Origin of the sequence: Actinomyces respiraculi, from assembly GCF_014595995.2 — a bacterium.
Lineage (GTDB): Bacteria > Actinomycetota > Actinomycetes > Actinomycetales > Actinomycetaceae > Actinomyces > Actinomyces respiraculi.
In genome coordinates this window covers 2485171-2510746 of record NZ_CP063989.1, presented here as the reverse complement: position 1 = coordinate 2510746, position 25576 = coordinate 2485171, and the positions used below count along the sequence as shown (strand labels likewise).

Sequence of the window (25576 nt, the reverse complement as noted above, 5' to 3'; positions counted from 1 at the left end):
CCCTCCCGTTGATCCCGTGAGCTCGCGTCGACGTTCCCTCCCGTCGACCTCGTTCCCTCCCGTTTGATCTCGTTGGTTACGCGTTGATCTCGTTCTTTGAGGCTACGAGATCAATCTCTGGGGAACGAGATCGAGTGGATCGCTACGAGGTCGATGAGCCTGCGCCCCGACCCGCAAGCCTCGGGCCAGGGCGGTCGCGCTACGTGCCGGCACCGAGGGCAGTGCGCGCACCAGTTCTCGTGGGGGACAACCCCAGTTCTCGTGAGGAATAACCCCAGTTCTCGCGGGTTGCGTGAGGTGCTGGCGCTGAGGACACTGGGCGTGTGACTCGTCGCACGCGCCCGCGGGTGGGGCGCCTCCTCGTCGCCCTCGCGAGCGCTGCTGCCCTCGCTGCCGTCACCGCGGGCGGCGTCGTCTACGTGGCCGGGCGCCTGCGCCCGCGCGGGAACGACGCCGAGCCTCTGCCCGGCGACGACCTCCTTCCGGGCGCCACTCTCGTCGAGACCCACGAGACGATGCTGACGGCGTCGGCCGCCGCCGTGTGGCCGTGGCTCGTCCAGATGGGCTACGGGCGCGGCGGCTTCTACACCTTTGACGTCCTCCAGAGGCTCGCCGGCGTGGGCATCGTCAACGCCGACGCCATCGACCCGGCCTGGCAGGACCTCGCCGAGGGCGACCGCATGTGCCTCGCCGAGGATCTGAGCCTCGCCGTCGCCCTCCTGGAGCCCGAGCGCTGCCTCGTCCTGTCCAGCCAGGGTGGCAGCGCCCCGGCCGACTCGGGAATGGACTTCGACTTCACCTGGGCCTTCGTCCTCGCCCCGACGGCGTCTGGCACGTGCCGCCTGATCGTGCGCGAACGGTACGTGCTGCACACGCCCGCCGCCGCCAGGATGGTGCGCTCCGCCCGGCCGGTAGCCCGGCTCATGACGCACGGCATGCTTCACGGCCTGCGCCGTCGGACTTCACCTTGAGTCTTGTCCGCTCAACTCTGCTCACGCCCACTGCGAACAGTGGCATGTGCGCCTGCGCGCCGCAGTTAGCCTTACCAGCACGTGCCCACGACCTGCGACCCTACGGGGTCTCGAGCCAGCTCCGAGACCCTTCAGGTGACCGCCGACGCACCGACCGACCGCACGTGCCGAGGAGAAAACCCGCGATGTTCGAACGCTTTACCGACCGCGCCCGCCGCGTCGTCGTCCTTGCCCAGGACGAGGCGCGCGCGCTCAACCACAACTACATCGGCACGGAGCACCTCCTTCTCGGCCTCATCCACGAGGGCGAGGGGGTTGCCGCCAAGGCCCTGGAGTCGATGGACATCTCCCTGGACGCCGTGCGCGGCCAGGTCGTCGAGATCATCGGTGAGGGCCAGTCCGCCCCCACCGGTCACATCCCCTTCACCCCGCGAGCCAAGAAGGTCCTCGAGCTCAGCCTGCGTGAGGCGCTTCAGCTGGGCCACAACTACATCGGCACCGAGCACATCCTGCTCGGCCTGCTGCGCGAGGGTGAGGGTGTGGCCGCCCAGGTGCTCAGCAAGCTCGGCGCGGACCTGTCCGCCGTGCGCCAGACCGTCATGCAGATGCTCTCCGGCTACGAGGCCAAGGAGACCGTCACGGCCGGCGGCTCCAACAGTGACAGCAAGCAGACCGGCTCGGCCATCCTCGACCAGTTCGGCCGCAACCTCACGGCGGCGGCCCGCGAGGGCAAGCTCGATCCAGTCATCGGGCGGCACAAGGAGATGGAGCGCGTCATGCAGATCCTCTCGCGCCGCACGAAGAACAACCCCGTCCTCATCGGGGAGCCGGGCGTCGGCAAGACCGCCGTCGTCGAGGGCCTGAGCCAGGCCATCGTCCACCGCGACGTGCCCGAGACCCTGCGCGACAAGCAGCTGTACTCCCTCGACATGGGCTCGCTCGTGGCCGGCTCGCGCTACCGCGGCGACTTCGAGGAGCGCCTGAAGAAGGTCCTCAAGGAGGTGCGCACCCGCGGCGACATCATCCTGTTCATCGACGAGATCCACACCCTCGTGGGTGCGGGTGCCGCCGAGGGCGCCGTCGACGCCGCCAGTATCCTTAAGCCGATGCTTGCGCGTGGTGAGCTGCAGACCATCGGTGCCACCACTCTGGAGGAGTACCGCAAGATCGAGAAGGACGCCGCCCTGGAGCGCCGCTTCCAGCCGGTGACGGTGGACCAGCCCTCCGTCGAGGAGACCATCGGGATCCTCAACGGTCTGCGCGACCGCTACGAGGCCTTCCACCGGGTGGTCATCACCGACGACGCCATCGAGGCGGCCGCCAAGCTCGCTGACCGCTACGTCAACGACCGCTTCCTGCCGGACAAGGCCATCGACCTCATCGACGAGGCGGGTGCGCGCCTGCGCATCCGCCGCATGACGGCCCCGCCGGAGCTGCGCGAGATCGACGACCGCATTGCCGAGGTCAAGCGCGAGAAGGAGGCCGCCATCGACGACCAGGACTTCGAGCGCGCCGCCGCTCTGCGCGACGACGAGCACCGCCTGGTCGAGGAGCGCCGCTCGAAGGAGGAGGCGTGGCGCTCGGGTGATGCCGAGTCCGTCGCCGAGGTCAACGAGGAGCTGGTGGCTGAGGTGCTGGCGATGTCCACCGGCATCCCGGTGGTCAAGCTGACGGCTGCGGAGTCCGCCAAGCTGATGAACATGGAGGCTGAGCTGCACAAGCGGGTCATCGGCCAGGACAAGGCGATCCAGGCCCTGTCGAAGTCGATCCGCCGCACCCGTGCGGGCCTGAAGGACCCCAAGCGTCCTGGCGGCTCCTTCATCTTCGCCGGCCCCACCGGCGTCGGAAAGACCGAGCTGGCCAAGGCCCTGGCCGAGTTCCTGTTCGACGACGAGAGCGCCCTCATCCAGCTCGACATGAGCGAGTTCGCGGAGAAGCACACGGTCTCGCGCCTGTTCGGGGCGCCTCCGGGCTACGTGGGCTACGACGAGGGCGGCCAGCTGACGGAGAAGGTGCGTCGTCGGCCCTTCAGCGTGGTGCTGTTCGACGAGGTCGAGAAGGCCCACCCGGACATCTTCAACTCGCTGCTGCAGATCCTGGAGGACGGCCACCTGTCCGACGCCCAGGGCCGTGTCGTGGACTTCAAGAACACCGTCATCATCATGACGACGAACCTGGGCTCGAAGGACATTGGCAAGGCCGTGGCGACGGGCTTCCAGTCCACCGTGGGCGGCACGATGGACTACGAGGAGATGAAGGCGCACGTCAACCGTGAGCTCAAGTCTCAGTTCCGTCCCGAGTTCCTCAACCGTGTGGACGACCTCATCGTCTTCCCCCAGCTGTCCCAGCAGGAGGTGCGCGAGATCGTCGACCTTATGATCGCCCGCCTGGACAAGCGCCTGGTGGAGCAGGAGATGACGATCGAGCTCACCGACGCCGCCAAGGAGCTGCTGGCGGAGCGCGGCTTCGACCCGGTGCTGGGCGCCCGCCCGCTGCGCCGCGCGATCCAGCGCGACATCGAGGACGCCCTGAGCGAGAAGATCCTCTTCGGGGAGATCGAGCGCGGCCAGCGCATCGTCGTGGACGCCCAGGGCGAGGGGCTGCTGGGCGAGTTCACCTTCCGCGGCGAGCCCTGGGACTCGAGGGTCGGCTCCGACCCCCTGTCCGCGGGCGGCGCGGGCGAGGAGGCCGAGCAGGCCGTGGCGGAGTCCTTCGTGCAGGCGGCCCCCGCCGGGGACCCCACCGCCTGAGCGGAGCGTCGTCGTATCCGACCGGCCTGACCTGGACGGGTGTCGTCCGGGTCAGGCCGGTCGGGCCGTTTGTGGCGCCGACGGCGGTGGTGTGGGCTGGGTGAATGCCGCTCCGCCCGGTCCACAAGTATCCTTTGTTGCCCATAGGCGACACTGATTTACGCGTTGTGCCGCCCCTCGGTTTCCGTCCTAGGACCTCTGTCACATAAGGTGCCTACTGAGACAGGGCGCGTGCCCTGCGCCATATCACAGAAGACGTCACAACAACGGGAAGGGGCAACGATGCCCAAGTACGTGTACCGATTCAGCGAGGGTGACAAGGACCAAAAGGACCTCCTGGGCGGTAAGGGCGCCAACCTCGCCGAGATGACCCGTCTCGGCCTGCCCGTGCCCCCGGGCTTCACCATCACCACGGATGCCTGCCGTGCCTACCTCAAGGATGGACAGGCTCCCGACGAGCTCGCCGTTGAGGTCACCACTGCCCTGCGCCAGGTCGAGGAGGAGCTGGGCCGCGAGCTCGGCGCCGCCCACGACCCGCTGCTCGTCTCGGTCCGCTCCGGCGCCAAGTTCTCCATGCCCGGCATGATGGAGACCGTCCTCAATATCGGCCTCAACGACGCCTCCGTCGTCGGCCTGGCCGAGGCCTCCGGCGACCCCCGCTTCGCCTGGGACTCCTACCGCCGCCTCATTCAGATGTTCGGCAAGACCGTCCTCGACGTCGACGGCGAGCACTTCTCCCGCGCCCTCGAGGCCAAGAAGGCCGAGCGCGGCGTCGCCCTCGACTACGAGCTCGACGTCGACGCCCTCACCGAGCTGGTCGGCGAGTACAAGACCATCGTCTTCGAGCACGCCGGCATCGACTTCCCCCAGGACCCGCGCGCCCAGCTCGACCTGGCCACCGAGGCCGTCTTCCGCTCCTGGAACACCGAGCGCGCCCACATCTACCGCCGTCGCGAGAAGATCCCCCACGACCTGGGCACCGCGGTCAACATCTGCACCATGGTCTTCGGCAACATGGGCGAGACCTCCGGCACCGGCGTGTGCTTCACCCGCGACCCCTCCACCGGCCGCAGCGGCGTCTACGGCGACTACCTCGTCAACGCCCAGGGTGAGGACGTCGTCGCCGGTATCCGCAACACCCTGTCCCTGGCCGACCTCGAGCGCCTGGACAAGAACAGCTACGACGACCTGCGTGCGGCCATGCGCAAGCTCGAGACCCACTACCGCGACCTGTGCGACATCGAGTTCACCATCGAGCGCGGCAAGCTCTGGCTCCTGCAGACGCGCGTCGGCAAGCGCACGGCCGCCGCCGCCTTCCGCGTGGCCACCCAGCTCGTGGACGAGCGCCTCATCACCATGGACGAGGCCTTGACCCGCGTCACCGGAGACCAGCTCAACCAGCTGATGTTCCCCCAGTTCGACGCCGACCACTCCGCCCGCGCCCACGACCTGCTCACCCGGGCCATGCCCGCCTCGCCCGGCGCCGCCGTCGGCTATATCGCCTTCAACAACGCTGAGGCCGTCGCCCGCGCCGAGGCCGGTGAGTCCGTCGTCCTCGTGCGCCGCGAGACCAACCCCGACGACCTACCCGGCATGGTGGCCGCCGTCGGCGTTCTGACCGCCCGTGGCGGCAAGACCTCCCACGCCGCCGTCGTCGCCCGTGGCATGGGTAAGACCTGCGTCGTCGGCGCCGACGAGCTCGACGTCGACGCCGAGGCCGGCACCCTGCGCGTGCACGGACGTGAGGACCTGGTCCTGACCTCCGCTGACGTCATCGCCATCGACGGCCAGACCGGTGAGGTCTTCCTCGGCGACGTCCCCGTCACCGACTCGCCCGTCATGACCTACCTGCGCCGGGGCCTGGCTGAGGCCCTGGACACCGCCGGGGACGTCGACACGCGCGAGCTCGTCACCAGCGTGGACCGTCTCATGCGCCACGCCGACAAGGTCCGCCGCCTCGAGGTTCGTGCCAACGCCGACACTCCCGACGACGCCCGCCACGCCATCCACCGGGGGGCCGAGGGCGTGGGCCTGTGCCGCACCGAGCACATGTTCCTCGGCGAACGCAAGCAGTTCGTCCAGAACCTCATCCTGGCCGCCTCCGACGAGGAGCGCGAGTCCGCCCTCGACGCCCTGTTGCCCCTGCAGAAGGACGACTTCGTCCAGATGTTCGAGACGATGAACGGCAAGCCGATGACGGTACGCCTCATCGACCCGCCGCTGCACGAGTTCCTGCCGGACCTCACCGAGCTGAGCGTCAAGATCGCCGTCGACCGCGTCAGCGGCGGTGCTGACCCCGCGGACGAGAAGCTGCTCGCCGTCGTACGCCGCCAGCACGAGGCCAACCCCATGCTCGGTCTGCGCGGCGTGCGTCTGCTGCTGAGCATGCCGGGCCTCATCGAGCTGCAGGTCAGGGCCATCGCCAATGCCGCTGTCGAGCGCCTGAGGGCCGGCGGGGACCCGCGCCCGGAGATCATGATCCCGCTGGTCGGTTCCGTGCGCGAGCTGCAGATCGCCCGTGAGAGGGCCGAGGCGGTCCTGCGCGAGGTGAGCGAGCAGTCGGGTTACACGCTCGACTTCCCCATCGGCTGCATGATCGAGCTGCCGCGCGCCGCCGTCTCAGCGGACACCATCGCGGAGGAGGCCGACTTCTTCTCCTTCGGCACCAACGACCTCACCCAGACGACCTGGGGCTTCTCGCGCGACGACGTCGAGGGCACCTTCTTCAAGATCTACCTTGACGAGGGCGTCTTCGGTGTCTCCCCCTTCGAAACGATCGACGAGCGCGGTGTGGGACGCATGGTGGAGATCGGCGTCGAGCGCAGCCGCACCACCAAGCCCTCACTCAAGCTCGGCGTGTGTGGCGAGCACGGCGGCGACCCGGAGTCGATCGACTTCTTCCACCGGGTGGGCCTGACCTACGTCTCCTGCTCCCCGTTCCGCGTGCCCGTCGCGCGGCTCGAGGCAGGGCGTGCGGCCATCGCCTTCCCGCCGGTCGACGGCGTCGCCTGAGTCCGGCTGACGGCCGCCGTCGGGCCCGGTACCGCGGGTCCGACGGCGTCGCCCCAGCCCGGCTGTGACCACCCGCTCCCTGGGACCCTGGCCCCCGGGAGCGGGTGCGTTATGGACCGTTATGGTTCCTATCAGGTACTCGTGAGAGTATGCCCTTCGGGAGGCCGCCGACCGGCGAGGCCGCACGCAGAAGGACGGGGTTGGTATGGCGCTCTTCGAGCTCAAGGACGGCCGACTGGGCACTGTGGGCCCGGGACGTCCGGCCAGCGCCGAGACCCGCCTCCACGTCCTCGCAGCCGTGCGCGCCCAGCTGGGCCAGGTCCTGCACCGCCCGCTCATGCCCGTGGCATGGATGAGCGTCGAGGGAGGGCAGTCGCTCACCGCTCTGGACGCCGCCGGGCAGGTGGTGACCGTTGAGGTCCTCACGGCCCTCGACGCCGCCGGGCTCGTCGGCGCGCTCGGCCGCCAGGCCGCGACCGCCGCCATGAGTCGTCGCGCCCTGACCGCCGTCTACCCCGGGGGTGCGACCGCCTTCCACCAGGACTGGGACGAGTTCAGCGAGGTCATGCCGTCCCATACCGAGCCCGGCCCCCGGCTCGTCATCCTCACCACGGACCTGGCCCCGGACGCGCGTGTGCTCGTCTCCTTCCTGGGCTCCCTGGTTGAGCTGCATGTCGTCGACGCGCGCGTGGTCGAGGGCTCCGTCCTGGTCTCCGTGGACCTGGTGGAGGCGGGCCTTATCGCCACCTCCGAGACGGCGCCGATCTTGCGCTCCCGCAGCCATGGCGTGACGCGAGCTGCGGACGCCAGGACACACAGCACGCAGTCCCCGGCCGCGCAAGCTCCGGCCGCGCCGATCACTCCGTCCTCCTCGGCCGCGCAGGCTACGGCTGTTCCGGCCGCACCGGCCAGGGTGGCGCCTGCCACCACGACCCATCCGGCGTCTTCCGGGGCCGCTGCCCCGATGGCCTCCGTCAGGCAGTCGGCCCCGGTGGCCTCCACCGCGCCGTCGGTCACCTCCACTGTGCCGCCGGTGACCGCTGCGCCGCCGGCGACAGGCGTGGAGCCACTGCCGGTCACGGGCATGCACCGCTCCCTGGCACCGGTGCTCGGCGCGCAGCACACGGTCAGCGCCGCCGACGCCCCCGCCACCCTGGCCGCCGTCGCCCGGCGCCTGGGTAAATCCACCACCCTGTGCTGGCGCAGCCCACGCCGCGGCATCGACCACACGGCCACCCTCTCGCGCAACGGCGTCATCACCCTGGCCGACGGGCGCACCTTCACCGATCCCTCGCGTGCGGCAGCGGCCGCGCAGCGCGTTCAGGATGTTGACGGTTGGCGCGTGTGGCGCCTGGAGGAGCACGGCGCCACGCTTGCCGACTTACTCAACTGAGCACGTAGCCCCGCAGCCACTGCTCAAGCACGGCGTAGCTCTGCTCCCGTACCGGCGGCGCGGACAGGAACACGTCATGCACGGCACCCTCGATGCGCGCCACGGTCACCAGCGGCCCCAGGCCGACGGCCCGGCGGGCGGTGCCGTCCGCGTCCACCACCGTGTCCGTGCAGCGCGAGTCCTCGCAGCGCACAACCCCCAGGTGGCTGCGCGCGGAGCTGATGGACAGCACCGGGCAGGTCACGACGAGCCCTGAGGCGACCGCCGCCTGCCCATCGAGGATGGCCGCCAGCCAGCCCGGGCGGATCGGCGGCGTCAACAGATACTTCCACCGGGGGTCCACGTGCCAGCCGGTGACGTACGGGTCGTCGGCCCAGGACGGGTCCGGCAGCTCGCCGTCGGCCTCGGTCCAACCGGCCACGACTGTGAACAGGTTGGAGGGGTCGTAGGACGGCAGTGTCACGGGGTCGCGTGGGTTCAGGCGTGCGAGGGCCCGCACGATGGGCTCGCCCAGCACCCGCACCGGCTCCGCGCCCTGGATCTCCAGCCAGGCGGAGTTGAGGACGAGCCCGGCCAGCACGTCTGGGTGGCGGTGCGCCCACAGGGCGGCGGTCAGCCCGCCGGTGGAGTGCCCGCACAGGACGGTGGGCAGTGACTGGCCGTGCTCGGCCCAGGCGAGGGTGAGCGCCAGCCCGATCTCCTCGTCATAGGTCGCCAGGTCCTCCGTCCAGCCGAGCATCTGCCCCTCGCGCAGCGACCGGCCGTAGCGGCGCAGGTCCAGGGCGTAGAAGGCGCCGCCGAGCCGGGCCACGCGGCGGGCCAGTTCCGGGTTGAAGAAGTAGTCGTTCCAGCCGTGCAGGTAGAGCCACACGAAGGAGGGGGCCGACGGCGTGCCCTCGGGGGCGTCGGGGTCCTCGTCGGGCAGGTAGCACACGAGGGTGGCGACGGCGCCGTCGTCCTCCGCGTCGGGGGCGAGCTCGAGGGTGCGCGCCCGGAAGCCGCGGCCGAGCAGGTCCTCGCCCCAGGAACCGACCGGTGGGTGGGGGTGCTTGGGAGCCCGGGCGGGCTTGGGGGCCGGCCGCGGAGATTCGACGGCAGGCATGGTTGGCGTGTTCGGCCCGGCCGGCTCAGGGGCCGGCCTGAGGCACTGTGGGGCTGGCTCCGGTGTCTCGCCGTTCATGCCACGTCCTCCGCCAGGAAGTCGCGCAGGATCCGTTCCATCTGGTCAGCCTCGACGAGGAAGCCGTCGTGCCCGTGCAGGGAGTGGATCGTCGCCCGCCGGGTATCGGGGATGCAGGCGACCAGCTGCTCGGCCTGCTCGGACAGGAACAGGCGGTCGGAGTCGACGTCGACGACGAGCGTGCGGGCCGTGACCCGCCCGAGCCCCGCCTCGGTGCCGCCCCGGCCGATACCGACGTCATGGACCATCATCGAGTGGGTGACGATGAGGTAGGTGTTGGCGTCGAAGCGGGAGATGAGCTTGCCGGAGTGGTGGTCGAGGTAGGACTCGATCTGGTAGCGCCCGCCCACCGCCGGGTCCTCCTCGCCCTGGTGGCTGCGGCCGAAGCGCGCATCCAGCTCCGCCGCTGAACGGTAGGTGGTGTGAGCGATGGCGCGTGCGAGGCCCAGCCCGCGCACCGGGCCGACCGAGTGGGAGTAGTAGTCGCCGTCGAAGAAGAAGGGGTCGCCGACGATGGCGAGCTCTTGCAGGTGGCACCAGGCGATCTGGTCCGCCGTCGTCGAGGCTCCGGTGGCCACGAGTGCCAGGTTGCGCACCCGCTCGGGGTGGCTCGCGCCCCACTCGACGGCGCGGTGCCCGCCCAGGGAAGCGCCGATGACGAGGTGGAAGGTCTCGATACCCAGGGCGTCCGCGAGCAGGGTCTCGGCCTCCACCTGGTCGCGGGTAGTGAGCCAGGGGAAGCGCGACCCCCAGGGGCGCCCGTCCGGCGCGGTGGAGGAGGGGCCGGTGGAGCCCTGGCAGCCGCCGAGGATATTGGCGGCGACGACGAAGTAGCGCTCGGTGTCGATGGCGCGGCCGGGCCCGATGAGCGTGTCCCACCAGCCGGGGGTCGGGTGCCCGGGGGCGGCGGGGCCGGTGACGTGGGAGTCGCCGGTCAGGGCGTGGAGGATGAGGACGGCGTTGTCCGCCGCGGGGGCCAGGGTGCCCCAGGTCTCGAAGGCGAGCACCGTGTCGGGCAGGATCACCCCCGACTCGAGCGTGAAGTCGCCGATATCCAGGAAGCGACGGTTGCCGGGCTCGTCACCCGGACGCCACGCACCCGTGGGCGAGCCGGCCTTGCGGTCGACGAGCTTGGTGGAGGCGGAGCCGACGCCGGGCGTCGGGGGCTGGGTCACGCTCATGGGCTCATTGTGGTGTGTCCGCGTCAGTTGGCGGAACCGGGCCGATGGGCGGACCCTGACCAACGGGCGGCCTTGGGCGGTCGATGTCGGACCCTCGTCAACGAGTCTGCGGCCGCGTGGGTATCAGCACCCACGCGGCCGCAGTTCAGCAGCAGGGCCCAGCTCAGTCGAGGGCGGCGACGGCCGCAAAGCCCCGCTCGAGGTCGGCGATGATGTCGTCGACGTGCTCGATGCCGATGCTCAGGCGCACCGTGCCCGCGGTGATGCCGGCCCGGGCCAGGCCGAGGTCGTCGAGCTGGGAGTGCGTCGTTGTCGCCGGGTGGGCGCACAGGGAGCGCACGTCACCGATGTTGGCGAGGTTGGAGAACAGGGTCAGCGCGTCGATGAAGGCAGCGCCGGCCTCGCGCCCGCCTACGAGGTCGAAGGCGAAGACGCTGCCGGCCCCGCGCGGGCAGTACTTGTGGGCCAGCGCGTGGTAGGGGCTGGACTCCAGGCCGGAGTAGCGCACCTCGGCGACCTCCGGGCGGCCCTCGAGCCAGCGGGCGACGGCGAGGGCGTTGTCCACGTGGCGCTCCATGCGCAGGGACAGGGTTTCAATGCCCTGCATGATGAGGAAGGCGTTGAGGGGGCTGGCGGCGAAGCCGAGGTCGCGCTGGCCCTGGGTGTGGGCCTTGAGGATGAAGGCCATGTTTCCCAGGGGGCTGCCCACGCCGAGGTCGCGGGCGTAGACGAGGCCGTTGTAGGAGACGTCGGGCTGGTTGAAGCCGGGGAAGCGCTCGGGCTGGGAGGCGTAGTCGAAGTTGCCGGAGTCGACGATGCAGCCCATGACGCTCGAGCCGTGGCCGCCGAGGAACTTGGTGGCGGAGTGGATGATGATGTCCGCGCCCCACTCGAAGGGGCGGATGAGGTAGGGGGAGGCGACCGTGTTGTCCACGACGAGCGGGATGCCCAGCGCGTGGGCGGCCTCGGCGATGGGCTCGATGTCGAGGATGTCGCCCTTGGGGTTGGGGATCGACTCGCCGAAGAAGCAGATCGTGCGCTCGTCGGCGAGCGCGGCCCAGGAGGCCGGGTCGGCCGGGTCCTCGACGAAGCGGGTCTCGATGCCCATGCGAGGCAGCGTGTGGGTGAGCAGGTTGACGGTGCCGCCGTACAGCGAGGGCGAGGCGACGATGTTGCTGCCGACGTCACCCAGGGTGAGGAAGGTCAGGGTCTCGGCGGCGATGCCGGAGGAGACGAGGAGGGCGCCGAGGCCTCCCTCGAGGGCGGTGATGCGGTTGGCGACGGCCTGGTTGGTGGGGTTGTCCAGGCGCGTGTAGATGGGGCCGAGGGACTTCAGGGCGAAGCGGTCGGCGGCCTCCTGGGCGTCGGGGAAGACGAAGGAGGTGGACTGGTAGATCGGCAGGGCGCGAGCGCCGGTGTCGGAGTCGGGGGTGTGGCCGGCCTGGACCTGCTTGGTCTCAAAGTGCCAGTCGGCGGGGTTGGCCGCGGTGGGGGCGTCAGTCATACGGGATCCTCGTCTCGGGGAGAGCGTGAGCGCCGTCCATGGCGCTGTTATCAACCCTAGTGCTCCCCGATATCGCCGGGCAGAGGTGTCCATGATTCGATGTCGTGGGGCGCGTGGGCGCGGCATCCCGACGGCGTGGCGCTCGTCCGCTCGGCCCCAGCCCCGCACGGCCTCCAAGTCCTCGTTTTGCTCTGGAGAGTACGGTGTTGTGCCGTTGTGGTGTCTCAGGACGTCGGTGGTCGGCGCCGGCCGTGGTTGGTGCCCGCCGCACGCACACCAGCACGGCGCAGGCGGGCGACGCGGTCAGAGCGCCCTGGAGGAGAATCCCGGTGATCACGCCAGCACGGTGCACGCGGGCGCCCGCGGGGCCCGGGGCTTGCACGCTCACACTTTTCGACAGCCGTCGACAACGGCGCCATTGCTAGGGTTTGTCGACCGGTGCCCTCCAGCACGCCGACTCCCATGTGCACGGAGGCCGCCCACGCACATGGGAGCGTGGGCCACCACGGCAAACCCCAGTGCGACCGTTAACACCTGTCACATGAGCGTGCGAGCCCCCCCCTGCCGCCACCCCGCGGGGCACGCCCCAAGCGTTGGCAGTCGGCCGCCGACGGATGCCGGCACCAGGCTCAAACCATCACGGGCTCAGCACGGCAGGGTGCCGGAGCACACCACCACCACGACCAACCAGAAACCCCCCCCACAAACCCCCGGAATTGCCACCGACGCCCTGGGACAGAACCGCCACCGAAGCCCTGGGACAGAACTACCACCAACGCCTTTGAGGCAGAACCGCCACCAACGCCCCAAGACACCACAACAGCACAACACCGCACTCTCGACAGCAAACCGAGGAGTTCGGGCGGGGCTGGCGGGACCTCGGGGTGGGAAATTACAACGGTGTCGTGAGGCGTCTCACATTTGGGTTGATTCGGCGTGTTGCTGCGGGAGTCTGGATGTCGAGAGGTTTAGGGGTCTCTGTGACTGTTGTGAATGATGAGAAACCTGTTCCCTTGTGTGACAAAACCTGCCTACTGTTTTGTCAGCCAAGACTTCTCCCCGCCCGGCCTGAGCCGCCCGCCGACACGGCGCCGTCAGCTCCCGACGGGGAGGAAGCAGTAGACGGAGGAAGCAGTGACCCGCACGACGAGCCACCACCGCGACCGGAGCGGCGCGCGCCGCAACGCTCGCACGAGTGCCCCCACCACCAGGGGTGTCAGGAGCGTGACCCGCGGGACCCTTGCCGCCGTGGCCCTGGCCATGGCCGCCTCCCTCCTCGTCCCCCTCGCCACCGCTGACCCGGTCACGCAGGACGACATCGACTCCTCGCACGCCGCCGAGGAATCCACCGCCCAGTCCATCGCCGTCCTCGAGGCCGAGCTCGCCCAGCTCGCCGCCGACTCCGAGGCTGCCGCCCTCACGGCCCAGCTCGCCAACGAGGACTACCTCGTCGCCCTCGACGCGCTGGAGACCGCCACCACCGAGGCTCAGACCGCCCAGGCCGACGCCGACGCCGCCGCCAAGGCTACCGAGCAGGCCCGCTCCGAGCTCGGCGCCGCCGTCGTCCAGACCTACCAGGACGGTGGCAACGCCCTCGACGTCCTCACCCCCTACCTCACCAGCACCTCCCTCGCGGACCTTGCCGACGCCGCCGCCGCCCTGGCCCGCATCGGTGAGCAGTCCGATGCTCAGCTCCAAGGGGTTGAGGCCCTCCAGGCCGTCGCCGACACCCTCCAGGCCCTGGCCGACGAGAAGCTGGCTGCCAAGCAGACCGCCTCCGACGCCGCCGAGGAGGCCAAGACCGTCGCCGACGAGGCCGCCGTCAACGCCGCCAACGCTGTCGTCTACGCCCAGTCCCAGCGCGAGACCCTCATCGCCCAGCTCGCCGAGCAGCGCAACACCACCATCGAGCTCGAGACCCAGTACCAGGCGCAGCTCGAGGCCCAGCGCAAGGCCCGCGAGGAGGAGGCAGCCCGGCAGGCCGCCGAGGAGGCCGCCGCCCTCGCCGCCCAGCAGGCCGCGGATGAAGCTGCCGCCCAGGCCGCGGCCGAGGCGGCCCGCCAGCAGGAGGCTGCTGCCGCCCCGGCACCCGCTCCGGCTCCTGCTCCTGAGCCGGCCCCCAGTGTGGATGCGTGGGTCCCCCCGAGCTACAGCGGCCAGGACGTCATCTCCGCCGCCTACAGTTACATGGGTGTGCCCTATGAGTGGGGCGGTGAGTCCTACGGCGGTGTCGACTGCTCCGGCCTGACCATGCTCGCCTACCGGTCCGCCGGGGTGTACCTCACCCACTCCTCACGGGTCCAGTACGGGCAGGGCGACAAGGTTCCACTCTCCCAGGCCCAGCCCGGCGACCTCGTCTTCTGGTCCTCCAACGGCACCCAGTCCGGCATCTACCACGTGGCCATGTACCTCGGGGACGGACAGGTGATTGAGGCTCCGACCTTCGGCTACACCGTGCGCGTGACCTCGCTGCACTACGCCGGTGTCATGCCCTACGCCGTGCGTCCCTGAGTCCGCCGACGACGGCGACCACCCGGCCCCGGCGGTCGGGTCCGGTCCGCCCGGCCGTGGATCGTCGTCGGCCCGTCCCAGCAGCGCAGGGGCCCGGCACCAATCGTGGTGACCGGGCCCCTGCTGTGTTGCGCCCGAGCTCAGTGGCCCTTGCGGGCGATCCGCTCGGCCTCGCGCTCGTAGGAGCGGCGGATCTCCTCCTCCGCCTCCTCGCGGCCCACCCAGTGGGCGCCCTCGACGCTCTTGCCGGGCTCCAGGTCCTTGTAGACCTCGAAGAAGTGCTGGACCTCCAGACGGTGGAACTCGCTGACGTCCTCAATGTCCGTGCGCCAGGAGGCGCGCTGGTCGCCCGAGGGCACGCACAGGACCTTGTCGTCGCCGCCCTTCTCATCGCGCATACGGAACATGCCCAGGGCGCGGCAGCGGATGAGGCAGCCGGGGAAGGTCGGCTCCTCCAGCAGGACCAGGGCGTCGAGGGGGTCGCCGTCCTCACCGAGCGTGTTGTCGATGTAGCCGTAGTCGTCCGGGTAGCGGGTGGAGGTGAAGAGCATCCGGTCGAGCCGGATGCGGCCGGTCTCGTGGTCCACCTCGTACTTGTTGCGGTTGCCCTTGGGGATCTCGATCGTGACGTCGAACTCCACGGGGTCCTCCTTTGCGTGTGGTCACCTGCGGCCCATCGGGGTGTTGAGCGCCGGTTCCCGCGCGCGGGACGGGACTCAACGCTCCCGGGAGGGCGGTCTCGATACCACTAGTGTGACCTACGATGGCGCCGCGGGAGGCATCCCGCGCCCCGACGTCACCGACTCGATGCCCACCAGTACCCCGGAGGACCCGTGCGCAAGGCCACTATCGCAGCGCTGACAGCCGCGACCCTCCTGGTCGTCGGCGGCTACTACGGTCTCGCGGACGCCCTCGACCTCGTCCCCGGCGCCCTGACGCTCTCCAGCCCCGCCTACGAGGTCCAGGCCTTTCCGACGACGAGTGGCCAGGCCGTCGCCCAGCCCGCCCCCGCCCTGTCCGCCGAGGCCACCGTCCCCAGCGCCGCCGTGCTCACCGGCTACGCGCAGGCCCTCGCCACGGACGCGCGGGTCGGCACCGGCGTGACCGGCGTGTCGATCATCGACGTCGCCACCGGCCAGGCGCTCGTCGACTACCAGGCGAGCACGCCCCTGACCCCCGCCTCCTCCAACAAGGTCCTGACCGCATGGGCGGCGCTCAGCGCCCTGGGGGCCGGCCACCGCCTCACGACCTCCGCGATCCTGTCCGGCACGACGGTCACCCTCGTGGGGGGCGGGGACGTGCTGCTGGCGGCCGACGCCGGAGACCCCGAGGCCGTCGTCGGCCACGCCGGGCTGGGGGACCTGGCCCGCGACGCCGCCGAGCAGCTGCGCGCCAAGGGCGTGACGAGGGTGAGCGTCGCCCTGGACGACACGTTGTTCGACGGCGTCACCTGGAGCCCGGACTGGGAGGAGGGCAACGAGTCCTGGGTCGCGCCCATCCAGCCGCTCATGATCGACGTCACCGCCCACTCCCATGCCGGCGGCTACCCCGTCGATCCGGCCATGGAGGCCGCCGAGGCCTTCGCGACGGCGCTCGCGGCCGCAGGGGTCGAGGTGAGCGGGTCGGTCACCCGGGGTGCGGCGCCCGAGGGCGCGAGTGAGATCGCCGCGGTCGAGTCCGCGCCCCTGTCCGAGATTCTGGCCGTGTCCCTCAAGCAGTCGGACAACACCATGACGGAGGTCGAGGGGCACCTCCTGGCACTGGAGACCGGGTATCCGGCCTCCTTCGCGGGGGCGGCGCAGGCCGTGCGCGCCCAGCTCGAGGCCGATGGCTTCGACACCACCGGGCTCACGCTCCTGGATGCCTCCGGCCTGGCGCGCGGCAACAAGGTGCCGCCCCGGCTGCTCGCCCAGGTCATCGCGCGCAGTGCCGGCACCGACGGAGGAACCGCCGGCCGCACGCTGCTGACCGCCCTGCCCGTGGCGGCCCTTGACGGGACGCTGGATGCCCGCTTCTGGGAGACGACGGCGGCCGGGCGTGTGCGGGCCAAGACGGGCTCGCTCGACCAGTCGGTCTCGCTCACGGGCACTGTGGTCACCGCCGACGGGCGACTGCTGGCCTACTCGGTCATCGTGGACGGCTTCGCTGAGGGCGGGCTGTACCCGGCGCGCGTGGCCCTCGACCAAGACCTCATTGGGCCGCTGGCGGACTGCGGCTGCCAGGGCTGAGGAGGCGCCGGCGCGGCCGTTAGGGCCACCGGGCCGGGGCTCCACCGTCGGACCTGGATCGAGGCTGCCGGAGGACCCGGACCTCGTCCTGGCACGTGCCGGCATGACAGACTCCTGCCATGCGGGCAGCGACCCGCCGACCTCACCGGCACCCGACTGTTGACGGAGGCACACCAGGAATGGATGCGCACGACATGCAGGATGACCTCGCCCAGGTCCTCATCACCGAGGAGGAGATCTCCCGGCGCCTGGACGAGATGGCCGCGCAGATCGATGCGGACCACGAGGGGCAGCAGCTCCTGCTCGTGGGTGTGCTCAAGGGGGCCGTGTACGTCATGGCGGACCTGTCACGGCGACTGCGCTCGAGCATCCAGATGGACTGGATGGCCGTGTCCTCCTACGGGTCCGGCACCAAGTCCTCGGGCGTGGTGCGCATCCTCAAGGACCTGGACGCGGATCTGACCGGGCGGCACGTGCTCATCGTCGAGGACATCATCGACTCGGGGCTCACGCTGTCCTGGCTGCTGGGCAACCTGTCCAGCCGCGGGGCGGCGAGCGTGGAGATCGCGACGCTGCTGCGCAAGCCCGAGGCCCTCAAGGTGGAGGTCGATGTCGCCTATGTCGGCTTCGACATTCCCACCGAGTTCGTCGTCGGCTACGGCCTGGACTACGCCGAGCAGTACCGCAACCTGCCCTTCATTGGGTTGCTCAAGCCCGAGGTGTACGAGAACTGAGCCCGGCGGGAACGAGCTGATACGAGCCGAGCCCGGTGTGCGGGGTGCGCACCGGGCTCAGGACGTGGCTCGGGAGGCCGCTCGCAGGCCGCTCAGGAGGCGGCGACGACGGGCATGCCCTCGCTGGGCTGGACGATGACGAAGCCCGGGCCGTGGAAGCCCAGTTGGAAGGCCTCACCGGAGCCGCGTCCGATGAGCGCGCCCATCTTGAAGGTGGACTTGACCTGGGGCTGGAGGTTTGCCGACCAGCAGATGACCGCCTGCGGGTCGACGAAGGTGGGCTGCTGGGAGCAGTCGAGCAGCATGGGGGCGCCGTCGGAGGAGATGGCGACGGTGCCGTGGCCCTGGACCATGAGGTTGAACAGGCCGCCGGCGAGGATGCCGGCGTTGCCGATCATGTGGATGTCGTAGGCGAGGGTGGAGTCGAAGGCCAGCAGGGAGCGGGTGTTGACGGTGAGGGCGTCGCCCTCAAGCTGGATGAGGAAGACGTTCTGGGCGGCGCGGGCGAAGAAGACCTCGCCCTGGCCGGTCACACGCATGAGGTTGCCGCCCTCACCGGTCACGGCCTTCTTCAGCATGCCGCTGAGGCTCTTCGCCCCCTGGTAACTGAAGTCCATGTTGCCCTGGTAGGCGACCATCGCGCCCTGGGCGGCGATGACCTCGGGTCCCATGACGACGCGGAGCATCTTGGTGGACTGGAGCGACCACCGCTCGGCGGTCTGCTGCTCGCGGTGAGCCTGGTCGAAGATGGAACTGCGCACAGGGTGCCTCTCGTCCGGGGAGCTGATGAGCGTGTCCAGGCTACCGGCCGTCGGACGGCGGATGTGGCCGGGTGGGCGACATCGGTCGGGCCGGGGATGGAGAGCGGTCCCCGGGGCGCGGGCGGAGAGGCCGCGGCGGCAGCGGACCCGCGGGTGGCGGGCCGGTACGTGGCGGGCTGGTACGTGGCGGGCCGGTACCTGGCGGGCCGGCGGGCCGGTACCTGGCGGTTCAGGTCCCCAGGGCCCGCAGGGGGAAGGTGACGACGCCGGGCGCCAGCGTCATCGTCGGGCCGTCGGCCGTGATGACGGCCTGGAAGGCGGGGGTGCCGGTTCGCGTCTCGTCGATCCCCGCGGCCACGGCCGCGAGCGAGTCCCTGGCGGCGGGGACCTGCCGCTGCCCGAGCTTGACCTCGACGAGACCCCACCGTCCGTCGGGGAGCTCGACGACGGCGTCGGCCTCGCGGCCGGACTTGTCCCGGTAGTGGTAGACCTGTCCGCCCAGTGCCTCGGCGAAAACCCGCAGGTGCATGACGGCCTGCGACTCGAACCACTGTCCTGCGGTCTGGAGGTCCCGCATGAGCCTGGCGGTGGAGGCGCCGGTGAGGGCCGCTGCCAGGGCGGGGTCGACGAGGTGGAGCTTGGGACTGGTGCGCACGGCGTAGCGCGAGCGCAGGTGGGGTCTCCAGGCGGGCTGGGGCTCGACGAGGAAGAGGCGCTGGAGGGCGCTGATGTAGGCGACCGCGGTCTCCGCGGTGAGTGAGACCGACGCGGTGTCGGCGGCGATCGTCGCGTAGCCGGCCTGCGTGCCCACGTGGCGTGCGAGGGAGCGCAGGAGCGCAGCCATCCGCACGGGGTCCCTGCGGGGCTCACCGTCGAGACGGCCGACGTCGACGGTGATGACGTCGTCGACGTAGTCGCGCAGGTGGCGCTGGGCCTGCTGCGTCGTCAGTGGAATGTCGGCGGGCCACCCGCCGTGGACGAGGTCGTCGAGCGCCTCCTGCAGACCACCACCCGGGTCCAGGTCGGCGACGGGCTCCTCGCCGGCGAAGAGGCGCTCGAGGGAGACGGTGCCGGCGCCCCGGCCGCGCTCGACGAGGGTCATCGGTCGCATGCGGATCCTTGTGATGCGGTGGGCGCCGCTGTGCCGGGAGGCGTCCTCGGCGGGAACGGAGGAGCCGGTGAGAATGAACTGTCCGGGGCTCTGACGCCGGTCGATCTCCCGGCGTGCGATGTTCCACAGGGACGGCTCGATCTGCCACTCGTCGATGAGCCGTGGCACGGCGCCGTCGAGCAGGAGGCCCGGGTCGACGTCCATCGCCGCTCGGACCTGCGGCAGGCCGGAGTCGAGGGCGATCTCGGAGGTGGCGTGCGCGCGTCCGGTCATGGTCTTGCCGCAGGCGCGCACGCCTTCGAGGAGGACGCCGCCGGAGTAGCTCAGGGCGTCGTCGACGAGAGGGTCGGTGACGCGGGCGAGGTAGAGCGTCATGGGGTGCTCCCTCCTCGGATGGCTGGGGGGCGGGGCGCGAGCCTCCGGTGGGCGTACGCGGGGGCTGGTCGATCCGTCAGATGGCGTCAATTCAACCGGGCATGTGGCGTCCTGTCAACCCGTGATGTGGCGTTGATTCAACCGGGAATATGGCGTCAGGGTGGCCGGGTGTGTGGCGAGCGAGGCAGCGGCGTGGGCTGGCAGGTGCCGCCCGCGTGAGGTGACGACCGTGGGGGAGTGGAGATCGACCGATCACGTCGTCCACGTCTACCCCTGTGCTCCGCCTGCGTCGACCGGTGCACCGTCCTCGGCACGGCCCCCGTCCTCGACGACGCTGGCCTCTACACACCGGGCTGTGGTGAGCGGGACGCGTCTTCGTGTGCCGGTCCGTCCAGGTCGCCTGCTTGCCACACCCTGTATTAACTCGTAGGTTAAAGCGCATGACGATGATACGGGAGGCGAGGCACAGCCTCGGCGTCACGCAGAGCGAGCTCGCCAGGAGACTCGGCGTGTCCGTCGCGGCCGTCTCGCAGACAGAGACCCGTGAGGCGCGTGGCGACCTCACGGTGCGCACCCGATCCCGTTATCTCGAGGCCCTCGGCCTTGCGGACCTCGGTCTGGTTGTCCCGCGCGCGCCCGCAGTCGCCGACGCTGACCTGGGGCTCGCCACACGAGTCACGAGCATCAGACCGGGCAGCGCGGCGGCGTCAAGCCGTTCCCGCCGACGCAGCCTCATGCTGCACCGTCTGACCGAGGAGACAGTCGACTGGACGGACGAGGCCTCGTGGCTGCCGCGCGCACGTGAGGGCATCGCACGTGTACGGCGGTCGACGCGCGGACAGGCTCACCTCGACAACCTCAGACGCTGGGAGCAGTGGGTCGAGTCGAGAAGCACGGACACAATACGTGAGCGCATGTGCGCGGAGGACGAAGACGCCTGTTGTCTGAGAGAGGTCTCACCGATGGCCGGGTTCCTCACCGACTCCCAGCGCCTGGCGATTATTCAGTGGGAGCGGTGCCACTATGAGGCGTGAGGAGCTCTACCACGCCATCCGTGCAGCATGCTCGGTCCTGGGACGACGAGAGGATCGTCGAGCACCTGCGGCTTCTCGGTCATGAGCATGACGAGGCCCGACGTCGGGTGCTGTCCTTTCTGGGCCGATGGCGTTGAACCGGGCGTTGCGGACATGGCGGAGAAGCCACTTGTCCGACGGCTACGGAACCTTCAGCAGGCGCAGGTTCCCCTTCGGACTACTTCGGCCCGGCCTCGCGACTGTGTCTGCCAGATCGACGCCGCTTCCCGCGCCGCCCCGAAGAACGGGGCGCATTGGAGTCCACGAGCCCCGGTAGGTGGAACCGGGACTCCAAACGGTACTTCTTCGGTTCTGACTGGTGATTGACGCGGTTCTCCTCCCGCGCCTTGAACCATGCCGTGATCGGGGAGATATCATCATCGTTGACCGGAGAATGCGCGTCCGGGTAGCGGACAGCGGCGCCGTCCTCCCACCCGAAGGCGGCGCGGACGAAGGCTCGGACGGCCAGACGCGACTCGAAGTCCTTGGGAAGCGCGTCGAGGCACGACTCCACCCGACGCTGCCCGCCGTCATCAGAACTCGTCCGGGACGTACCTGTACCAAGACACCCCGTCAGGTCGCTGTACGACTCCGCCATCTCGGCACCGGTACGTGCAACGACGTCGGTCGCTCGGATCTCGACCATGCCCAGACCCAGAGGCTTACCGAAGCCCAGGCGGTGAAACCCGACCACAGGCTGCCCCTGGGATGCGTGCTTCTCACCGCGGGGCACGAGTCGCTCAGGAGTGAGCAGCCACACGAGGATTGCCAGCTCCTCCTCGGTCAGCCCCTCGAAGCTGATCCTCGCAGTGAATCGTGCCCCCGGGGCGAGGTAGGAGCCGACGGCGCTCTGCCCCGCCTCGGGACGATCCGAGAGCGACGTCGTTCCTGGCACGCGCCCCACCTGTTGACCGATGAACCTCCTGTGAGACGGGTAGACCTTCCGGATGAGGTGCTGACCGCTCGTGTAGGTCTCGCCACGGGTTGCTCCTCCCGGTAACGGGGCACCATCTTTCGTATGCAGGTAGGGAGCGCCCGTCGACGGCTTTGGGCTCGCCAAGGTCGGGAGGACCCATCCCGTGCCGCCGTCTTTGGGGAGTCTGAGCCAGTCCTCTCCTGCCGCCTGGTGAGCGGGCATGACCGGGTGGATCGTGATGCGACCGCGTACCGCTGCCGCCTGCCCCTGCGCCTCCAGCTTCTCGTCGGCGACGAAGCCCCACACCCGATCCGCCGGAGAGGCCTGTGCATAGTCGCGTGCCGGTGAGATCCCGCCGGACTCGGCGAGGACGGACGGGGCGACCGCGCCTGCTCCCACGCGTCGCCCGACCTGGGAGAGAGACAGTCCGGTGATCTCGCCGTCGTCGGAGAGCGAGGCGAAGAGCGGAACACCCGGTTCCGCGGCAGCCAGCGCTCCGATGTGCTGCTCGATCGCCGAGCGGTCCGCCTGGAGGCCGGGTCCACCCTCCGACAGGATGGAGTCGATGAGCCAGGTCCGGGGAGCGTCGGATGCCCGGGTCTTCGAGTCCTTGGACGTGCCCCGTGCTCTCCGGCGGGACTCCTGACGCGTGAGCAGGCGGATGTTCTCCAGGTAGCTGTGGACGATCTCAACGAGATGGTCGAGAACCTGAGAGGACACGCTCCGATGCGTCCTGTTCTTCTTCGTGTCGAAGAAGATGAACTCGTTGAGCTTTGTGTCGATGAGTGGAGCGGAGCCTCGCGGGGTCAGGCGAACCACGTAGCCGGTGAATGAACTACCTCCCGCCTTCCTCGTGCCGCTGACGGTACCGCAGAAACGCTCGCCGTTGACTGATGCGAGTATCAGGCGCCTGGTGGAGTAAAACTTCTCCTCCTGCGCACTGAAGCTGATCTCCGACAGGTGCGGGGTGGCCGCGCGCAGCTGGTCCAGGCGCGCGCGTACATCCTCCGACGTTGAGCCGACGCGCCTCCGGTTCTTCTCCTTGACGGCCCCGGCATACATGAACCTGCCTGACTCGTCGTACAGGGCCGTACGGGACTTCTCGGAGTCGGGAAGAACGGCGGCGCACACGTACTCCGGGTGGTTCCACTGCCCCTGCTCGGGCCTCGGGTTCCTCCCGAGCATGATGCGTGCGCGCAGCCCTGTTCCCTCATGATCGAGAGGTGCTGGGACGAGGAAGACGGGATAGAGGGTCGTGGACTCCTGGGTCGTACGGCGATGCGTCAGCGCGTGGTCGTGGCCTGAGAAGACCCGCATGCGGGAGGCGGTTACCGCCTCGTAGGCGGACGACAGCACCCCCTTGAGTGCTGTGACAGGAATGGTGGCGTCATCCCAGTCCCTGGCACCGTCCGCGGCACCTGTGCGTGAGGCGACGACCACCCGCCCGTCCTTGGTGCGCTGGCCGGGGACGGTGGGGGAGACGACCGTGATGGAAATGTCCATCTCGCCGGAGAGGTCCTCCGGACGGAGGAAGTCGTGCCCGGAGGGCGCACAGTCGCCGACGAAGCGGTCCTCCGTCCCGGGAGTCTTTTCTCGGAGTGTCGGAATGCCGTTGTACGCGTGATGCCATGAAGGACCGGTCATGGGGCTCCTCACCTCACGGCGCGGCGGTTGCCGTGCTCAGGGCGCTGTGGTGCCGAAACCATGCGGATCGGATCCGGGTCCGCCACGCACAGGTCTGTGGGAGCGAGACCGCGTCCCCGCTTGGGCTCCCCACTTCCACTCTCTGTCTGGTTGTTCTCCTTGTTCTCATCCAGACTCATGTGGCGAACCGGGTATCCGTCGGTGTAGCCAAAGGCGGCACGCTGGAGGGCTCGTACCCAGGGAGTCTTTCGGAGCGTGTCCTCGTTTGGCAGCGGGAAGTCGTCAGGGGAGTATGTGGTCGGCTCCTGGCCGAGGCAGCCGCCAAGGTCCGCATAACGCCCCGCGAGATGGTCCCCGCGGACGGCGCGCAGGCCTCCATCGGCGATACGGACCTCGATCGTCCCAAGTCCGAAGGGCTTGCCCAGCCCCATGCGCAGGTAACCGATCGAGGACTGAGCCCGTGCCCCCGTGACCCGCTCCTCCTGAGGGACGAGGTTCTCCGGTGTCAGCACCCACACCAGGGCGCCGAGCTCATCGGAGGACAGGTTGGTGAAGCTCACCGTGCAGCGCAGGACGCTGCCAGACGCGAGCCACGAGCGGGCCGTGAGGCGGACCGCGTCATTGTTCTGCTCCCGACCGCCCAGTGAGGCTGCGGTGACGGCTCGCTCGGGGAAACCATCGGAGTCGAGGTCCTTTCCCTCCAGGAGCCGACGGTGCACGGGGTAAGCCGCTGACCCCAGCAGCTGTCCGTCAGTGAAGTATCGATCGCGTCGCAGAGGTTCCTTGCCCGTCCCCATGGGAGTCCGCCCGCGCGCGTCCGTCAGGAATCGCCTGGCGGACGATGGCTTGGGCGACAGGAGGGGAGTGAGCTGCTTCTCCTTGGCCGACACGAGCGCTCGGGAGCCGTCGACAGGCCCGACGACGATCCGGCCACGCACAGCGACATCCCCACCTGTCGCGCCCTCGGCTGCGGCCGGCACCACGTAGCCGAAGAGACGGTCGGACGCGGACGCCTCCTCAGCACGAGACACCGGAAGGATCCGCTGTGCCTCAGCAAGTGCGTGGGGACTCGTCACATAGGCGTGCCGACCGATCATCGTTGGAACGATCTCCCGCACCACTGGTTCTCCGTCAGTCTCCTCGACGACGGCGAAGGCGACGTCCCCGACTGCGAGCGATGTGGCTCTCTCGGCCTCATGCGGGTCGTCACCGCCCTGCTGGGCCATGTGCGTTGCCCGGTTCGGCGTGTGCCGCTGCCGAGGCGACTCGTTCTCACGGTGGAGCACGTAGCTCTCCACGACAGCTCTGTAACCCTCACGCACGTCAGCATCGATGCAGACCTCGGTCGCGCCGCCCGGAGAGACATCGAAGACAAACCGCTCGTCGTGCTTTCGCTGGAACAACCGTCCCGGGTCCACCCCTGGCGGCGCGGTCCGGCACACGTAGCCGCTGACATCGTTCATTGTGTCGACCGTCGTCACCGAGTCATGAATCTCGGCAACCCTCACGAAGTCGGAGCCGTTGTGAATGTGTGTCACCTGCCAGTAGGCGTACCGCGCCTTCTTGTGGGTTCCCTTGTCCCGGTCCCCGTGCAGGCACAGGGTCAGGTGGCAGCGGATCCTCCGGCCATGAGGCGTCATCATCTCGAACCTCGGCGGGTCGATGACCAGACGGGCGTGTCCCTTGAACCCGCTTTGGAGGGCTGCCACACGCATGACCGGGTAGACGTCGTTCCCCTCCCTGTAGTCCCCCTGGACCCGAGTATCGCCGTAGAAGAGCTCGCCGACGAGCCCGTCCCCGTCCTTCCGCGACACCCGGATCGGCACCAGCCCGAGTGCGCTGGCGGCGTCGCCCCTGTAGGTCAGGCGCTGGGAGCGATCGTCCGGGGAACGGCGGGCACCGCTTCGGTTCTCCGCGCCCCCGAAGACCCGGAAGCGAGAGCAGGTGAGAGCCTCATAAGCGCGGGAGATCATCCCCTTGACCATCGTGGGCGGGATGACCAGGTTGCCCGCGTCGTCGACGACGTCGACGTAGGTCCTTCCGCCATCCGTCGTCTGTGCGCCGAAGACGAGCGGTGTGCGCACCGTCATCTCCACGTCGATCGACCCGGACCAGCGATCCGGGTACAGGTGGTCGTGGCCGAGCGCAGGAGAGTCGGCGAAGAGGTCCTGGGAGAGGTTGCCGAGAGCGGCCGCGCTCGTAGACAGCGTCCGAAGCACCGGAACCCGGTTG

Annotated in this window: 16 protein-coding genes; 8 read left to right on the top strand and 8 right to left on the bottom strand. The window is 69.7% G+C overall.

The features are described from left to right. The first annotated feature begins 323 nt into the window (after positions 1-323). The 4 genes from ID810_RS10435 to ID810_RS10420 all read left to right on the top strand — a co-directional run bounded on the left by ID810_RS10435 (position 324) and on the right by ID810_RS10420 (position 8126). On the top strand, positions 324-971 hold the full coding sequence (locus ID810_RS10435; RefSeq protein ID WP_166858452.1) for a hypothetical protein: 648 nt from the start codon (positions 324-326) through the stop codon (positions 969-971). Between the two features lie 185 nt (positions 972-1156). Beyond that, a complete protein-coding gene (locus tag ID810_RS10430; RefSeq protein WP_166858454.1) occupies positions 1157-3721 on the top strand; it encodes an ATP-dependent Clp protease ATP-binding subunit in 2565 nt (854 codons plus the stop codon). A gap of 282 nt (positions 3722-4003) precedes the next feature. Then, positions 4004-6733: a pyruvate, phosphate dikinase gene (gene ppdK, locus ID810_RS10425; RefSeq protein ID WP_166858456.1), complete on the top strand. Its 2730-nt coding sequence runs from the start codon at positions 4004-4006 to the stop codon at positions 6731-6733. A 205-nt stretch (positions 6734-6938) separates the two neighbouring features. Next, positions 6939-8126 (top strand): restriction system modified-DNA reader domain-containing protein, encoded by a 1188-nt coding sequence (locus tag ID810_RS10420; RefSeq protein ID WP_166858458.1) that lies wholly within the window; start codon positions 6939-6941, stop codon positions 8124-8126. Here ID810_RS10420 and ID810_RS10415 read toward each other — a convergent pair. The 3 genes from ID810_RS10415 to ID810_RS10405 all read right to left on the bottom strand — a co-directional run bounded on the left by ID810_RS10415 (position 8119) and on the right by ID810_RS10405 (position 11991). Continuing rightward, positions 8119-9228: an alpha/beta hydrolase gene (locus ID810_RS10415; RefSeq protein WP_166858460.1), complete on the bottom strand. Its 1110-nt coding sequence runs from the start codon at positions 9226-9228 to the stop codon at positions 8119-8121. The two genes, ID810_RS10420 and ID810_RS10415, sit on opposite strands and share 8 nt — an antisense overlap. 74 nt (positions 9229-9302) lie before the next feature. Then, complete coding sequence (metX, locus tag ID810_RS10410; protein WP_166858462.1) at positions 9303-10487, bottom strand: homoserine O-acetyltransferase MetX; 1185 nt, start codon at positions 10485-10487, stop codon at positions 9303-9305. 163 nt (positions 10488-10650) lie between these two features. Continuing rightward, positions 10651-11991 (bottom strand): O-acetylhomoserine aminocarboxypropyltransferase/cysteine synthase family protein, encoded by a 1341-nt coding sequence (locus ID810_RS10405; protein WP_166858464.1) that lies wholly within the window; start codon positions 11989-11991, stop codon positions 10651-10653. A 1260-nt stretch (positions 11992-13251) separates the two neighbouring features. Between ID810_RS10405 and ID810_RS10400 the strand changes: the two genes are divergently transcribed. Next, a complete protein-coding gene (locus ID810_RS10400; RefSeq protein WP_166858533.1) occupies positions 13252-14502 on the top strand; it encodes a C40 family peptidase in 1251 nt (416 codons plus the stop codon). 140 nt (positions 14503-14642) lie between these two features. Here ID810_RS10400 and ID810_RS10395 read toward each other — a convergent pair whose 3' ends face one another. Continuing rightward, entirely contained in the window at positions 14643-15143 is a 501-nt protein-coding gene (locus ID810_RS10395; RefSeq protein WP_166858465.1) for an inorganic diphosphatase, read from the bottom strand. 192 nt (positions 15144-15335) lie between these two features. Here ID810_RS10395 and dacB point away from each other — a divergent pair, with 192 nt between their 5' ends. After that, complete coding sequence (dacB, locus tag ID810_RS10390; RefSeq protein ID WP_166858467.1) at positions 15336-16730, top strand: D-alanyl-D-alanine carboxypeptidase/D-alanyl-D-alanine endopeptidase; 1395 nt, start codon at positions 15336-15338, stop codon at positions 16728-16730. A 179-nt stretch (positions 16731-16909) separates the two neighbouring features. After that, a complete protein-coding gene (gene hpt / locus ID810_RS10385; protein WP_166858469.1) occupies positions 16910-17464 on the top strand; it encodes a hypoxanthine phosphoribosyltransferase in 555 nt (184 codons plus the stop codon). Positions 17465-17556: 92 nt separating this feature from the next. On the opposite strand, the gene ID810_RS10380 is transcribed toward hpt, so the two are convergent. Beyond that, a complete protein-coding gene (locus ID810_RS10380; protein ID WP_166858471.1) occupies positions 17557-18225 on the bottom strand; it encodes an AIM24 family protein in 669 nt (222 codons plus the stop codon). A gap of 229 nt (positions 18226-18454) precedes the next feature. Continuing rightward, complete coding sequence (locus tag ID810_RS10375) at positions 18455-19711, bottom strand: ATP-binding protein (RefSeq protein WP_166858473.1); 1257 nt, start codon at positions 19709-19711, stop codon at positions 18455-18457. Positions 19712-20151: 440 nt separating this feature from the next. On the opposite strand from ID810_RS10375, the gene ID810_RS10370 reads away from it, so the two are divergent. Then, positions 20152-20745 carry a helix-turn-helix domain-containing protein gene (locus ID810_RS10370; RefSeq protein WP_166858475.1) on the top strand — a complete coding sequence of 198 codons (594 nt, stop codon included), beginning with the start codon at positions 20152-20154 and terminating at the stop codon, positions 20743-20745. A 217-nt stretch (positions 20746-20962) separates the two neighbouring features. Here ID810_RS10370 and ID810_RS10365 read toward each other — a convergent pair whose 3' ends face one another. Together ID810_RS10365 and ID810_RS10360 are read right to left on the bottom strand one after the other, a co-directional pair. Beyond that, positions 20963-23344 (bottom strand): hypothetical protein, encoded by a 2382-nt coding sequence (locus tag ID810_RS10365; protein ID WP_166858477.1) that lies wholly within the window; start codon positions 23342-23344, stop codon positions 20963-20965. 8 nt (positions 23345-23352) lie between these two features. Beyond that, complete coding sequence (locus ID810_RS10360; protein ID WP_166858479.1) at positions 23353-25563, bottom strand: hypothetical protein; 2211 nt, start codon at positions 25561-25563, stop codon at positions 23353-23355. Positions 25564-25576 lie beyond the last annotated feature (13 nt).